Annotated in this window: 11 protein-coding genes and 1 pseudogene; 11 read left to right on the top strand and 1 reads right to left on the bottom strand. The window is 64.6% G+C overall.

Annotated elements, in window-relative coordinates; all coding sequences use genetic code 11:
- Window positions 1–2: 2 nt before the first annotated feature.
- Window positions 3–1,586, top strand: a complete 1,584-nt coding sequence (gene atpD, locus RFM98_RS11875; protein WP_320309045.1) for a F0F1 ATP synthase subunit beta — start codon at window positions 3–5, stop codon at window positions 1,584–1,586.
- A 100-nt stretch (window positions 1,587–1,686) separates the two neighbouring features.
- Window positions 1,687–2,094, top strand: coding sequence for a F0F1 ATP synthase subunit epsilon (locus tag RFM98_RS11870; RefSeq protein WP_320309044.1), 408 nt, complete (start codon window positions 1,687–1,689; stop codon window positions 2,092–2,094).
- A gap of 266 nt (window positions 2,095–2,360) precedes the next feature.
- On the opposite strand, the gene RFM98_RS11865 is transcribed toward RFM98_RS11870, so the two are convergent.
- Window positions 2,361–3,947, bottom strand: coding sequence for a mannitol dehydrogenase family protein (locus tag RFM98_RS11865; protein WP_320309043.1), 1,587 nt, complete (start codon window positions 3,945–3,947; stop codon window positions 2,361–2,363).
- A 189-nt stretch (window positions 3,948–4,136) separates the two neighbouring features.
- Here RFM98_RS11865 and uxaC point away from each other — a divergent pair, with 189 nt between their 5' ends.
- The 9 genes and pseudogenes from uxaC to recQ all read left to right on the top strand — a co-directional run bounded on the left by uxaC (window position 4,137) and on the right by recQ (window position 13,957).
- A complete protein-coding gene (uxaC, locus tag RFM98_RS11860; protein ID WP_320309042.1) occupies window positions 4,137–5,552 on the top strand; it encodes a glucuronate isomerase in 1,416 nt (471 codons plus the stop codon).
- 33 nt (window positions 5,553–5,585) lie between these two features.
- A complete protein-coding gene (locus RFM98_RS11855) occupies window positions 5,586–6,563 on the top strand; it encodes a TRAP transporter substrate-binding protein (protein ID WP_320309041.1) in 978 nt (325 codons plus the stop codon).
- A complete protein-coding gene (locus RFM98_RS11850; protein WP_320309040.1) occupies window positions 6,560–7,150 on the top strand; it encodes a TRAP transporter small permease in 591 nt (196 codons plus the stop codon). Before RFM98_RS11855 ends, RFM98_RS11850 begins: the two co-directional genes overlap by 4 nt.
- Window positions 7,151–7,153: 3 nt before the next feature.
- Window positions 7,154–8,434 carry a TRAP transporter large permease gene (locus RFM98_RS11845; RefSeq protein ID WP_320309039.1) on the top strand — a complete coding sequence of 427 codons (1,281 nt, stop codon included), beginning with the start codon at window positions 7,154–7,156 and terminating at the stop codon, window positions 8,432–8,434.
- A gap of 13 nt (window positions 8,435–8,447) precedes the next feature.
- The gene (locus RFM98_RS11840) at window positions 8,448–9,221 is read left to right on the top strand and encodes a FadR/GntR family transcriptional regulator (protein WP_320309038.1); all 774 of its coding nucleotides are present in this window, start codon (window positions 8,448–8,450) and stop codon (window positions 9,219–9,221) included.
- Window positions 9,222–9,241: 20 nt separating this feature from the next.
- The gene (gene kduI, locus RFM98_RS11835) at window positions 9,242–10,093 is read left to right on the top strand and encodes a 5-dehydro-4-deoxy-D-glucuronate isomerase (RefSeq protein ID WP_320309037.1); all 852 of its coding nucleotides are present in this window, start codon (window positions 9,242–9,244) and stop codon (window positions 10,091–10,093) included.
- On the top strand, window positions 10,090–10,857 hold the full coding sequence (gene kduD, locus RFM98_RS11830; protein ID WP_320309036.1) for a 2-dehydro-3-deoxy-D-gluconate 5-dehydrogenase KduD: 768 nt from the start codon (window positions 10,090–10,092) through the stop codon (window positions 10,855–10,857). Before kduI ends, kduD begins: the two co-directional genes overlap by 4 nt.
- Before the next feature lie 32 nt (window positions 10,858–10,889).
- A pseudogene (locus RFM98_RS11825) lies at window positions 10,890–11,221 on the top strand (cupin domain-containing protein).
- An 870-nt stretch (window positions 11,222–12,091) separates the two neighbouring features.
- On the top strand, window positions 12,092–13,957 hold the full coding sequence (gene recQ / locus RFM98_RS11820) for a DNA helicase RecQ (protein ID WP_320309035.1): 1,866 nt from the start codon (window positions 12,092–12,094) through the stop codon (window positions 13,955–13,957).
- Window positions 13,958–14,034 lie beyond the last annotated feature (77 nt).

Raw genomic sequence — 14,034 nt, 5'->3', positions numbered from 1 at the left:
CGATGGCGAAAGCAGCTACTCCGAAGACCGCCGCCAAGGCGGCACCGGCGGAAAAGGCTCCGGCGGCAGCCGCGAAAGCCGCTCCGGCAAAGAAGGCGGCCGCTCCGGCCAAGGCGTCGGCTCCGGCGAAGACCGCCGCAGCGAAGGCGCCGAGCGCTTCGGCAAGGGTCGGCGCCGCCGGCAAGGTTCGCCAGGTCATCGGTGCCGTCGTCGACGTGCAGTTCGAAGATCATCTGCCGGCCATTTTGAACGCGATCGAGACAATCAATGTCGGCAATCGCCTCGTGCTCGAGGTTGCCCAGCATCTGGGCGAGAACACGGTGCGCTGCATTGCCATGGACTCGACCGAAGGTCTGGTGCGCGGCCAGGACGTCTATGACACCGGCGCTCCGATCACCGTGCCGGTCGGCCCGGGCATGCTCGGCCGCATCATCAACGTCATCGGCGAGCCGGTCGACGAAGAAGGTCCGGTCGACGGCATCGAGATGCGCGCCATCCACCAGCCGGCTCCGGCCTATGTCGACCAGTCGACGGAAGCACAGATCCTGGTCACCGGCATCAAGGTTCTCGATCTGCTGGCACCCTATGCCCGCGGCGGCAAGATCGGCCTGTTCGGCGGCGCCGGCGTCGGCAAGACCGTGCTGATCCAGGAACTGATCAACAACGTCGCCAAGGCGCATGGCGGCTTCTCGGTGTTCGCCGGCGTCGGCGAGCGCACCCGCGAAGGCAACGACCTCTATCACGAGTTCATCGAATCGGGCGTCAACAAGAAGGGCGGCGGCCAGGGCTCGAAGGCAGCACTTGTGTACGGCCAGATGAACGAACCGCCGGGCGCGCGCGCCCGCGTCGGCCTGACCGGCCTCACCGTCGCCGAATATTTCCGCGACCAGGGCCAGGACGTGCTGTTCTTCGTCGACAACATCTTCCGCTTCACGCAGGCGGGCTCGGAAGTGTCGGCGCTGCTCGGCCGTATTCCTTCGGCCGTGGGTTACCAGCCGACGCTGGCCACCGACATGGGCGCGCTGCAGGAACGCATCACGACGACGACCAAGGGCTCGATCACCTCGGTGCAGGCGATCTACGTGCCGGCCGACGACTTGACCGACCCGGCGCCGGCGACCTCGTTCGCTCACCTCGACGCCACGACCGTGCTCAACCGCGCTATCTCGGAAAAGGGCATCTACCCGGCCGTCGATCCGCTGGATTCCACCTCGCGCATGCTCGACCCGATGGTCGTCGGCGAGGAGCACTACCAGGTCGCCCGCCAGGTGCAGTCGATCCTCCAGCGCTACAAGTCGCTGCAGGACATCATCGCCATCCTGGGCATGGACGAGCTGTCGGAAGAGGACAAGCAGACGGTTGCCCGCGCCCGCAAGATCGAGCGCTTCCTGTCGCAGCCGTTCTTCGTCGCCGAAGTGTTCACGGGATCGCCGGGCAAGCTGGTCGACCTCGCCGACACCATCAAGGGCTTCAAGGGCCTTTGCGCCGGCGACTACGACCATCTGCCGGAAGCCGCCTTCTACATGGTCGGCGGCATCGACGAAGCAGTCGAGAAGGCACAGCGCCTGGCGGCTGAAGCGGCGTAAAGAAGCGAATAGCGAATAGGGAGTAGCGAATAGGGACAAGTGGGCCGGCCGAGTTTCTTCACTACTCGCTACTCGCTATTCCCTACTCGCTAAGTTGATCATGGCTGAAGCTTTCAAGTTCGAACTGGTCTCGCCGGAGCGGCTGCTCGTCTCCGAGCAGGTCGAGTCCGTGGTCATTCCGGGCGCCGAAGGCGAAATGACTGTGATGGCGCAGCATGCACCGGTCATGACGACGATCAAGCCCGGCGTCGTCACGATCAAGGCGGCCGCCGGCAAGGAAGACCGCTATGTCGTGTTCGGCGGTTTCGCCGACATCCTGCCGTCCGGCTGCACGCTGCTTGCCGAATCGGCGGTTCATGTGAACGACATCGACCGCGCCGACCTTGCCCGCCGCATCCAGGACGCCAAGGAAGACGCCGCCGACGCCAAGGACGACGTGGCGCGCAGCCGCGCCGAGCAGTTCCTGAGCCAGCTCACCACGCTGGAAGGCGCGCTGCTGCCGGGCTGATTGCGGCATCTGACATGAGATTGAGAAAGCGGGGCTTGCCCCGCTTTTTTGTTTGCCCGCTTTTCCCGTTTGCGTGACAGTCCGCCCGGCCTGTCAGAGCGGTTAGCCGTTTAGCCGCTCCTTCTTCTCGTTCGGCAAGGCGGTGCGCCTGTTCTGGAATTCGAACGAAGTCGACCATGCCGCGCGGCAGGTCGTGAACGGTTCGGCCGGCGAGTAATGTGAAGTCGCGCCAACCCGCTTTTTGACGAATGCCAGGCGGAAAACCGCTATTCGGCCGTTCCGCTCTTGTTGCCGATACCGAGCGCGGCGAACGCAAGCGCTGGACCGCCCTGCTTGAAATGGACGAGGTGAGCCGCCACAAAGTCGATCAGTTCCTGTCGCTCCGGATGATCCTTGGCAAAGCCGGCGAGATCGAACACGGTCGCCGCCATCTCTGCCGCCGGCAGGTTGCGGCCGAACAGGTCGCTGAGGGTGGCATCGAGCGGATCGGTGAAGTGGCCCTCTGGCAAGGTTCTGCCACGCGCGGCGCATGCGGCAATCCAGGCGGCGATAACCAGCGACAAATGTTCCGGCAGCAGGCCCGCCTCCAGCCGGGCGAGGGCGGAGGCTATGACGCGTTGTGGTAGCTTCTGGCTGCCGTCATTGGCGATCTGCGCCGTGCGGTGGGCAAGTGCGGTGTTGGAAAAGCGCGCGGCGAGCTCGACCGTGTAGGCGCTTGTGTCGAGCCCGGCATCCTGCGGCAGCGTTGGAATGGCCTCGGCCCACAGCCGGTCCACGAATTGTCTTATCGCCGGGTCGGCAAAGGCGCGGTCGACGGTGGCGTGGCTGCTGAGTAGGCCGAGATAGGCGATGCCCGAATGCGCGCCGTTGAGCAGTCTGAGCTTCATGTCCTCGAACGGCCGCACATCCTCGACCATGGTGACGCCGAATTTCTCCCAGGCCGGCCGCCCCTCCGGAAAGCGGTCCTCGATCACCCATTGCCGGAACGGCTCGGTCATCACCGGCCAGGCGTCCTTGATCCCGAGCTGTTGCGCAACACGCGCCCGGTCGGCATCCGTGGTCGCCGGCACGATGCGGTCGACCATGCTCGATGGGAAAGCCACATCGTCGGCGACATAGCCGGCTAATGGCGGATCGCCTGCTTTGGCATAGGCGGCATCGCCCTGGCGGGCGGCCTCGCCATCGCCCTGGTGGGCGAGCCCACCATCATCCTTGCGGATGAGCCGTTGATCGCGCAGCTTCGCGAACTCGATCAGCAGCCGGTGCAGGGTGGCGCCGTTGGCCGGCAGATTATCGCAGCAAAGCACGGTGAAAGGCGGCGTGCCGGCCGCGCGTCGGCGCGCGAGCGCTTCGACAAGAAATCCATGCGCCGTCTTCGGCGATGCGTGGTTGGCGAGGTCGTGGGCGATATCGGGGTGTGCGCTGTCGAGTGTGCCATCGGCGGCCCGCAGATAAGCCTTTTCCGTAATTGTCAGCGTGACGATGCGGATGCGCGGATCGGTCAGCGCAGCGAGCACCGCGCCGGGGTCCTCCGGCGCCACCAGCAGCGACAGGATCGAGCCGACGACCTGCAATCGTTCGCCGGCGCTGTCCCTGATTGCCAGCGTGTAGAGCCCGTCCTGCGGCGCCAGCGCATCACGCGTGTCGGGGCTGCGCAGCGAGACGCCGACGATGCCCCAGTCGGTCTCGCCATCCGTCAGGCAGGCGTCGACATAGTCGGCCTGGTGGGCGCGGTGAAAGGCGCCGACCCCGAGATGGACGATGCCGGGCGTGACCGCGCCGCGGTCATAGCGCGGCGCCGAAACTTCACCCGGCAAGTTCGTGACGGTGGCGTTGGACAGGCGGCCGCTCATTGTAGGCAAGGTCTCCGATCAAGCCGCCCGTCGATCACGGGCAAGGGACAGTCACCCGGGCGTAGCACCCCGGCGCCACCACAGACAATGGCCGTGCTGGGTTCAAAAGTCATCATACAACTAGATAATTTTTGTATGTTGACTTTATCTCCGGTCGATCTACCAATAGCGCAGCCTGGGAGGAGCCAAGTGGCATTGACCGATCCGGACCTGCTGTTCGCGCCGGAAACGCGATCCTTGGCGCGCGCCCTTCATGCGAGTGTGAAGGATCTGCCGATCGTCAGCCCGCACGGCCATACCGACCCGCGCTGGTATGCGCTGAACGAGCCTTTCCCCGATCCGGCGCAATTGCTGATCGTGCCGGACCATTACATTTTGCGCATGCTGTTCAGCCAGGGCGTGCGGCTGGAAGAACTCGGCGTGCCGACACTCGCCGATCCCACCTTTGATCGGGCGCCGGCCGAAACCGATGGCCGAACGATCTGGCGGCGCTTCGCCGAGCATTATTATCTGTTTCGCGGCACGCCGACGCGGCTCTGGCTCGATCATGTGTTCGAGCACCTGTTCGGCATCGGCGAGCCGCTCAATGCCAAAACGGCCGATGCCCACTACGACACCATCGCCACGCTGCTCCAGCGCGACGACTATCGCCCGCGGGCGCTGTTCGAGCGCTTCAACATCGAGGTGATCGCCACCACCGAAGGCGCGCTCGACGACCTCAAATGGCACCGGGCGATCCGCGACAGCGGCTGGAACGGCCGGGTCGTCACCGCCTACCGGCCGGATGCCGTGGTCGATCCCGATTTCGAAGGTTTCTCGGCCAATCTCGATCGCCTCGGCGAAATCACCGGATGCGATACCGGCACATGGGCCGGCTATCTCGACGCGCATCGAAAGCGGCGCGCCTATTTCAAGGAGTTTGGCGCGACATCATCCGACCATGGCCATCCGACCGCCGAGACCGCCAATCTGTCGGACGCGGCGGCGCAAGAGTTGTTCAACCGCATCCGCGCCGGCTCCGACGAGGAGCGCGAACGGCGCATGTTCCGCGCCCAGATGCTGACCGAGATGGCCAAGATGAGCCGCGACGACGGCCTGGTGCTGCAGATCCATCCGGGCTCCTGGCGCAATCATTCGCCGGCTGTCTTTCGACGTTTCGGCCGTGACAAGGGTTTCGATATCCCGACCAGGACCGACTATGTGACGGCGCTGAAGCCGCTGCTCGATTGCGTCGGGCTGGAGCGCGATCTCACAATCATCCTGTTCACGCTCGACGAGACGAGCTACGCGCGCGAGCTGGCGCCGCTCGCCGGCGTCTATCCGGCGCTGAAGCTCGGGCCGGCCTGGTGGTTCCACGACAGCCCGGAAGGCATGCGCCGCTTCCGTGAGATGACCACCGAGACGGCGGGCTTCTACAACACCGTCGGCTTCAACGACGACACACGCGCTTTCCCGTCGATACCGGCACGCTACGACGTCGCGCGCCGCGTCGACTGCGCGTTCCTGGCGCGGCTGGTCGCCGAGCATCGCCTCCGGGAGGAGGAGGCGCATGAGCTGGCGCGCGAGCTTGCCTACACACTTGCCAAGAAGGCGTACCGGCTCTGAGCCGGGCGCCATGATTTTAAAAGGGAGGAAGTCATGTTGCGTATTTCGAAATTGATCGCGGCGACATTCGCCGTCGGATCCCTGATGGCGGGTGCGGCCACGGCCGAAACCGTGCTGCGGTCGTCGGACACTCATCCCGACGGCTATCCGACCGTCGAGGCGGTCAAATATATGGGCGAGCTGATCAAGCAGCGGACCAGTGGCCGCTATTCGGTCGAGGTCTATCACTCGGCGCAGCTCGGCGAAGAGAAGGACACGATCGAGCAGACGCAGTCCGGCGTCATCGATCTCGACCGGGTGTCGATGGGACCGTTCAACGGCATCGTGCCGGAGACGGCCGTGCCGTCGCTGCCTTACATGTTCCGCTCGGTCGACCATATGCGCCATGTCATGGACGGGCCGATAGGCGACCAGATACTCAAGGCGTTCGGGGCGCATGACCTCGTTGGCCTCGCCTTCTACGATTCCGGCGCGCGCTCCTTCTACAACACCAAGAAAGACATCACCTCGATGGCCGACATGAAGGGCATGAAGTTCCGCGTCATCCAGTCGGACGTGTTCGTCGACATGGTCAACGCGCTCGGCGCCAACGCCACGCCCATGGCCTATGGCGAGGTCTATTCCGCCTTGCAGACCGGGGTCATCGACGGTGCCGAGAACAACTGGCCAAGCTTCGAATCCGCCAAGCACTACGAAGTCGCCAAGCATTATACCCTGGATCAGCACCAGATCGTGCCGGAGGTGCTGGTGATGTCGAAGGCGAGCTGGGACAAGCTGTCGCCGGAAGACCAGGCGATCGTGCGCCAGGCGGCCAAGGACAGCGTCGTCAAGATGCGCGAGCTCTGGGACGCGCAGGAGAAGAAGTCGCGCGACATCGTCGAGACGGCCGGCGTCAAGGTCAGCGAGATCGACAAGCAGCCGCTGATCGACGCCATGAAGCCGGTCTACGAGAAGTATCTATCGACGCCGGAGCTCAAGGATCTGGCGGCGCGGATACAGGCCACGAAATGACCGGAACGGGCAGTACACCTGGCGGCGCGGGGACTTCCGCGCTGCCTTCGGGGCAATCGGCTTCGACGCGGTTCTGGCTGGGCGTGGAACGGCTGCTCTCGGGCGTCGCCCGCCTGGCGTTGTGGGTCAGCGGCGCCGGGCTGACATTGATGACGATCATCATCGCCTGGCAAGTGTTCTCGCGTTATGTGCTCAACCGCTCGCCAAGCTGGACCGAAGCCTCCGCCGTGCTGCTGATGGGCTGGTTCATCTTTCTCGGAGCCGCGGTCGGCGTGCGCGAGCGCACGCATCTCGGGTTCGACGTGCTGCTCTATTTTCTACCGAAGCCGGCCAAGGCGGTGCTGCGGACAATTTCCGATATCGTCGTGCTCGCTTTTGGCGGCGGGATGATCGTCTACGGGATCCAGCTCGCGAGGCTGACCTGGAAGACGGTCATGCCCTCGCTGCTTCTGCCCGGCGGCGTGAGCTTCCTGCCGGTCATCCTGGGCGGCGCGCTGGTCTGCCTGTTCTCACTCGAGCGGCTTGCGGGGCGCTTTGCCGGGCTGCCCGTCGATGCCGACATCCATGCAACCGGCGAGGAGATGTGAGCCGTGGCGCTGACCGTTCTTTTCGGCACCTTCGTCTTCTTGCTGATCATCGGCACGCCAATTGCTTTCTGTCTTGGCGTGGCGAGCTTTGCGACGATCATCGCGCTTGGCTTGCCGCCGTTGGTCGTGTTCCAGCGGCTCAACTCGGGCGTTAGCGTCTTTTCGCTCATGGCCATCCCGTTCTTCATCTTCGCCGGCGACCTGATGGTGCGCGGCGGCATCGCCGCCCGCCTGGTGGCGCTTGCCGGATCGTTGGTCGGGCATCTGCGCGGCGGGCTCGGGCAGGTCAACATCGCGGCATCGACCATGTTCGGCGGCATCTCCGGCTCGGCCGTGGCCGATGCATCCGCCGTCGGCGGGCTGATGATCCCGCAGATGAAGGCGCGCGGCTACGGCATCGACTATGCCGTCAACATCACCTCGGTCGGCGCCATCATCGCGCTCTTGATACCGCCCTCGCACAACATGATCATCTATTCGATCTCGGCCGGTGGCCGTATCTCGATCGCCGACCTTTTCACCGCCGGCGTCATACCTGGCCTGCTCCTGGCGCTCGCGCTGATGATCACCGCCTATTGGGTGGCGAGCCGGCGCGGCTATCCGACGGAGCCCTTTGCCGGCTTCGGGCGGGCGCTGCAACTGCTCGTCGCCGCCATTCCCGGCCTCATCCTGATCGCCATCATCTTCGGCGGCGTGCGCTCCGGCATCTTCACCGCCACGGAAAGCTCCTGCATCGCCATCGTCTACGCGTTCCTGGTGACGCTCATCATCTACCGGTCGATGAGCTGGAACGACTTCGTCGCAGCCACCACCGCCGCGGTACGCACGACGGCGATGGTGCTTATGATCATCGGCTGTGCGGCGGCCTTCGGCTGGCTGCTTGCCTATCTGCGCGTGCCGGCGGCGCTGGTCGCTTTCCTGCAGGCGATCTCCAGCGACAAGCTCGTCATCCTGCTGCTGATCAATGTGGTGCTTTTGATCCTCGGCACGTTCATGGACATGTCGCCGCTCATCATCATCACCACGCCCATCTTCCTGCCGGTGGTGATGGCTTACGGCGTCGATCCGGTGCATTTCGGCGTCATCCTGATCCTCAACCTCGGCATCGGCCTTTGCACGCCGCCGGTGGGAGCGGTGCTGTTCGTCAGCTGTGCCATCGGCCGCATTCCGATCTGGACCGCAATGCGCTCTATCTGGCCATTCTACGGCGCGGCTTTCGCGGTGCTGATGCTTGTCACCTACGTGCCGGAAATTTCGCTGTGGCTGCCAAGCCTGTTCCACTAGGAGGTCACACCAGGTGTCCGATACCGCAAACGACCTCAGGGTCGAGAGAAAACCCAAGCTGTCGGAAACTGTCGTGGTGGCAATCCGCAGGCAGCTTCAGGCGGGCGAGATCATGCCCGGGCACAAACTGCCGACCGAGGGCCAGCTGACCGAAACCTTCGGCGTCAGCCGCACGGTCATCCGCGAGGCGCTGGCCAAGCTTGCCGCCGACGGCCTGGTCGAGCCCCGGCAAGGCGCCGGGGTCTTCGTCATCGAGCACATCTCGACCATGTTCGGAGCCCTTGCCGCCGACATGGGCAGCAAGGATTCCATCGCGCTCAACGTGCTCGAGGTGCGGCTCGCCATCGAGATCGAATCGGCCGGGCTTGCCGCCATCCGCCGCAACGCGGCGCAGGAGGCGGCGATCCAGGAGGCTTTCTTCGAGTTCGAGCGGCTTCTGCTCGCCAGTCAGCCGACCGGACCGGCCGACCTCGCCTTCCACCGGGCGATCGCCAGCGCCACCAACAACCCCTTCTATGTCGAGATGCTCGACGTGCTTGGACGCCGCGCCATTCCCTGCGACGTGACCTCGCCCTGGTCGACCGAGCTCGTCCAGTCGGACGACTACCAGCGCGGGCTGCAGCGAGAGCATCTCGTCATCCTCAATGCGATTTCGGCCGGAGATGCCGGTGCCGCGCGCGAGGCGATGCGCGCGCATCTGACCCGCAGCCAGCAGCGCTATCGCGAGCGGCTGCAGGCAAGGCAGGCCTACTATGCCAATTCGCTGAAAGCCGCATCGACCGACTGACCATTTGGGCAAGGGCAGAAATGGACCAGAGACATACCGAGTTTTCGTCGCGCTTCGCCATCGATCCGGCTGCTGCCGCGGCCATGGGAACTGATGAGCTGCGCCATCATTTCCATATCGAGGGGCTTTTCCAGCCCGGCCTCGTCAGCCTGACCTACACGCATTACGACCGCATGATCGTCGGCGGCGCCATGCCGGTCGACAAAATCCTGCCGCTCGAAGCAATCAAGCCGACCGGCACCAACGCATTCCTCGACCGCCGCGAGCTGATCGCCGTCAATGTCGGCGGTGCCGGAACCGTTGCGGCCGACGGCCTGCCCTATGAGATGGCGGCGCGCGACATGGTCTATCTCGGCATGGGCACGCAGGAAGTGTCGTTCGCCTCGGCGGACCCCGATAAGCCGGCGAAGTTCTACCTGCTGAGCGCGCCGGCGCATCGGACCTATCCCAGTCAGCTGATCCGCATCGGCGACGCCCGGCGGCTCGATCTCGGCAGCCAGGCGACAAGCAACGAGCGTTCGATCTTCCAGTTCATCCATGCCGATGGCGTCAAGACCTGCCAGCTCGTCGTCGGCATGACGCAGCTCGCGCCCGGATCGGTGTGGAACACCATGCCTTGCCATGTGCATGACCGGCGCATGGAAGCCTATCTCTATTTCGACCTGGCCGAGGGCCAGCGGGTCTTCCATTTCATGGGCGAGCCGGACGAGACGCGCCACATCGTCATGCGCACGGAGGAGGCGGTACTGTCGCCGGGCTGGTCGATCCATTCCGGCGCCGGCACATCGAACTACGCCTTCATCTGGGCGATGGCCGGCGACAATGTCGACTATACCGACGTCGACCAGGTGACGATGGATCAGTTGAGGTGAGCGATCTTTCCGCCTTCAGCCTCGCGGGCAAGCGCATCCTCGTCACCGGCGCCAACACGGGCATCGGCCAGGGCATCGCCGTATCGGTCGCGCGCGCCGGCGGCATGGTCATCGGCGTCGGCCGTTCGGCGATGGATGACACGGTACGGAAAGTCGCGGCCGTGGGCGGCAGCTTCGAGGCGGTCAAGGCCGATCTCGGCGATCCGGCCGGGGCCGCCGCCATGCTCGACCGGGCCTGGGAGGAGAGCGGCCCGCTCGATGGACTGGTCAACAATGCCGGCATCATCCGGCGCGCTGACGCGGTCGATCTTACCGAAGCCGATTGGGACGAGGTGATGGACATCAACCTGAAGACGGTCTTTCGCCTCTGCCAGGGTTTTGCAAGACGCGTGCTTGCGGAACCGGAACGGCGCGGCAAGATCGTCAACATCGGCTCGGTGCTCAGCTTCCAGGGCGGCATCCGCGTCGCCTCCTATACGGCCTCGAAGCATGGCGTGCTCGGCCTCACCCGGCTGCTCGCCTGCGAGTGGGCGGCGAAAGGCATCAACGTCAACGGCATCGCGCCGGGCTATATCGAGACCAACAACACCGAAGCCCTGCGCGCCGACCCCGACCGCAGCGCCGCCATCCTCGGACGCATCCCCGCGGCGCGCTGGGGCCGGCCTGACGATATAGGCGACGCAGCCGTGTTCCTGCTGGCGCCGGCGTCGGACTATATGCATGGCGCGGTGGTGCCGGTCGATGGCGGCTGGCTGGCGCGGTGACCTTTCTGCCAATTTCGAACGGAAGCTGAGCGATGAGCGATATCTTTTCCCATGCGGGCGAAAAAGCCTGGGAGCCGACGGCGGACGGCAACAGGCGACGCGTGCTGGTGCACACCGACGAACTGATGATGGTCGAGTTCGCCTTCGACAAGGGCGGCGTCGGCGCGCTGCATTCGCATCCCCACGTCCAGGCAACTATGTCGCCGAGGGCCGCTTCGAGGTCACCATCGACGGCCGGTCGGAGGTCCTCGAGACAGGAGGCAGCTTCATCGTGCCGGCCAATCTCGTGCATGGCGTCAAGGCGCTGGAGGCCGGGCGGCTGGTCGACAGCTTTGCGCCTTGCCGGGCGGATTTCCTCGGCTAGTTGCCCAGCACAGGGACTTTGACCGGTCGGCCCTGTTTGCGTTGGCAGGTGGCATGCCTTGGAGATTGGCCGAAACGCCCACCCCGTCGTCATTCTAGGGCGGAGCGTGAAGCGAAGCGTACCGCGTAGACCCTAGAATCCATGCCGTGGCCTTGATCGAAGGCGCTGCGGAGCAGAATTCTGCACCGCAGCAACGCTTCCAAGTCACGGCATGGATTCTATGGTCTGCGCGCGTCGCTTCGCTCCTTGCTCCGCCATAGAATGACGACGTTGCGGCGGCTTCAACCAATCTCCGGCGTTTGCGCTGATTTCACGGAAATAAACGGAAAATCCTGCATGGCAACCTTTCAAAATCCCTGTGTCAGGGAACTAGGTCAATTTCAGAAAAAGTGCGTAGCGGTTTCCCGTCCGGAATTGCGCAAAAACAAAATGAGATAGGGCAAGTTCACCGTTTCCATGAAACGGTGAACTGCCATAAGGATCAGCTATTCAAAGGAAAACCCGCGCCGTTAAGCGCGGGTTTGTTGCCTGGGCGCTCATCGCGCCGCCGCGGTACTCAAACATCGCCGCAGAAGGGCAACGGTGCCGCAGCAGGGTAAAGATAGGTTTAACATGCCCTCGGAGCCTCCTCTTGCGCCAGCCGCTGTTATAGCACCGGAGAAGGCGCTGGCGGAACTCTGTGGTCGCTGCGTTGCAACGACCGGAATTTTTGCAGTTAGGATTGAGGTCGCCGCAACCGGATTCCTGCAGAGCGCGGTTGTCGTCGGATGACGGCTGCGCTACTCCAGAGCCTCAGTCGGAGAGTCGCTTGACCGGTTTCCACATCCTCTCCAATCCGCAAAGAGGCGCTTCCCGCGCGGTGTCTGCTTGATGCCGGCACAGGCGGCCAGCCTGCGGGCCGATGATCATAAGCGGCGCGTCCTGAAGGACGTGTTCGGTTTCGACGATTTTCGACCCGGACAGGCCACCGTCATCGAGGCGTTGCTGGCCGGGCGCCATGTGCTGGCAGTCATGCCGACGGGTGCGGGCAAGTCGCTCTGCTATCAGGTTCCGGCGCTGGTCAAAGGCGGGCTCACCATCGTGGTTTCGCCGCTGGTGGCGCTGATGCAGGATCAGGTCGCCGCCTTGCGCCTTGCCGGGGTCGCCGCCGATACGATCAATTCCTCGCTCGAGCGCGAGGCTAATGTCGCGGCCTGGCGCCGCGTGGCGTCCGGGCAGACGCGGCTGCTCTATCTGGCGCCGGAGCGGCTGATGACGGAGCGGATGCTCGATGCGCTGTCCCGGCTCGATGTCGGCCTGATCGCCATCGACGAGGCGCATTGCATCTCGCAATGGGGCCCGGCCTTCCGGCGCGAATATGAGGACCTGTCGCGGCTGCGCGGACTGTTTCCCGAAGTGCCCATCATCGCGCTGACGGCGACGGCGGACGAGGCCACGCGCGCCGATATCGAAGCGCGGCTGTTTGCCGGGCGCGCCGAAACCCTGGTGCTGGGCTTCGATCGGCCCAACATCAAGCTGGCAATAGAGGCCAAGCAGGACAGCAAGCGCCAGCTGCTACGCTTCATCGAACGCCACCAGGGCAAGAGCGGCATCATCTACTGCCTGTCGCGCCGCAAGACCGAGGAAATGGCGGCTTTCCTGGAAAAGAACGGCGTGCGGGCGCTCGCCTACCATGCCGGCATGAGCAAGGAGACGCGTGAAGCCAACCAGAACGCGTTCATGAGCCTGTCCGGCGTCGTCATGGTCGCGACGATCGCTTTCGGCATGGGCATCGACAAGCCTGATGTGGCCTATGTCTTTCACACCGATCTGCCCGGCAGCCTGGAGGCCTATTACCAGGAGATCGGCCGTGCCGGGCGCGACGGACGGTCGGCGGAAGCGCACATGCTCTACGGCCTCGGCGACATCCGCACGCGCCGGATGTTCATCGACGACGAGGATACGTCGACCGAGCACAAAAGACGGGCGCATCGCCGGCTCGACACGCTGATCGGCTATTGCGAGACGGCGCAGTGCCGGCGCCAGGTGCTGCTCGGCTATTTCGGCGAGGACGCTCAAGCCTGCGGCAATTGCGACAACTGCCTCGACCAGGCGCCGCGCGCCGATGGCGGGACGGAGGCGCGGATCATCCTGGCGGCGATGGCCCAAAGCGGCGAGCGCTTCGGCGCAGCCCATGTCATCGATATCCTGCTTGGCCATGAGACCGAAAAGGTGCTGGCGCGCAATCATCAGAAGCTCGCCAGTTTCAGGACCGGCATCGCGCACAGGAAGACGGTCTGGATGTCGCTGATCCGGCAACTTGTCGCCGGCGGCTTCCTGGTGCCGGATCCGGACGGCCATGGCGGCCTCGCCATCTCGGAAAGCGGCCGTGCGCTTGGCCGTGGCGAGGTTTCCTTCCAGTACCGCGTCGAGACGCGGGATCCCCTGGCGCGCGGCAGGAAGCGCGCCGCGCAAGGCTCCGCCGCGGGCGGCGATGGCGTGGACGCTTCCTTGCTGGCGGCGCTCAAGACGCTGCGGCTGCGGCTCGCCAAGGAACGCCAGGTGCCGGCCTATGTGGTGTTCTCCGACCGCACCCTGATCGACATGGCCGAGCGCCCGCCGCGCGACCTGGACGAGTTTGCCGAGGTGAATGGCGTTGGTGCCGCGAAGCTCAAGGAGTTCGGCGAGGTTTTTCTGGGCGCGATTGCTGCGCATCGCGCGCAGGATCGGTCGAATACAGTCTCGTTGCCGGACTGAGCAGTGCTGACCAGCAAGGGAAAGGCGGATCAAGGACGTGGCTCGACGCAAACAATGGGTCAGCGCTACGGCAAGAC

Origin of the sequence: Mesorhizobium australafricanum (assembly GCF_033977265.1) — a bacterium.
Lineage (GTDB): Bacteria > Pseudomonadota > Alphaproteobacteria > Rhizobiales > Rhizobiaceae > Mesorhizobium > Mesorhizobium australafricanum.
This window is presented reverse-complemented; position numbering and strand designations above follow the sequence as displayed.

Excerpts from the sequence above, each read along its gene's own strand:
- kduI (WP_320309037.1), top strand. The coding sequence starts at position 9,242 with ATGGACCAGAGACATACCGAGTTTTCGTCGCGCTTCGCCATCGATCCG.
- recQ (WP_320309035.1), top strand. The coding sequence starts at position 12,092 with ATGCCGGCACAGGCGGCCAGCCTGCGGGCCGATGATCATAAGCGGCGC.
- atpD (WP_320309045.1), top strand. The coding sequence starts at position 3 with ATGGCGAAAGCAGCTACTCCGAAGACCGCCGCCAAGGCGGCACCGGCG.
- RFM98_RS11870 (WP_320309044.1), top strand. The coding sequence starts at position 1,687 with ATGGCTGAAGCTTTCAAGTTCGAACTGGTCTCGCCGGAGCGGCTGCTC.
- RFM98_RS11855 (WP_320309041.1), top strand. The coding sequence starts at position 5,586 with ATGTTGCGTATTTCGAAATTGATCGCGGCGACATTCGCCGTCGGATCC.
- RFM98_RS11850 (WP_320309040.1), top strand. The coding sequence starts at position 6,560 with ATGACCGGAACGGGCAGTACACCTGGCGGCGCGGGGACTTCCGCGCTG.
- RFM98_RS11865 (WP_320309043.1), bottom strand. The coding sequence starts at position 3,947 with ATGAGCGGCCGCCTGTCCAACGCCACCGTCACGAACTTGCCGGGTGAA.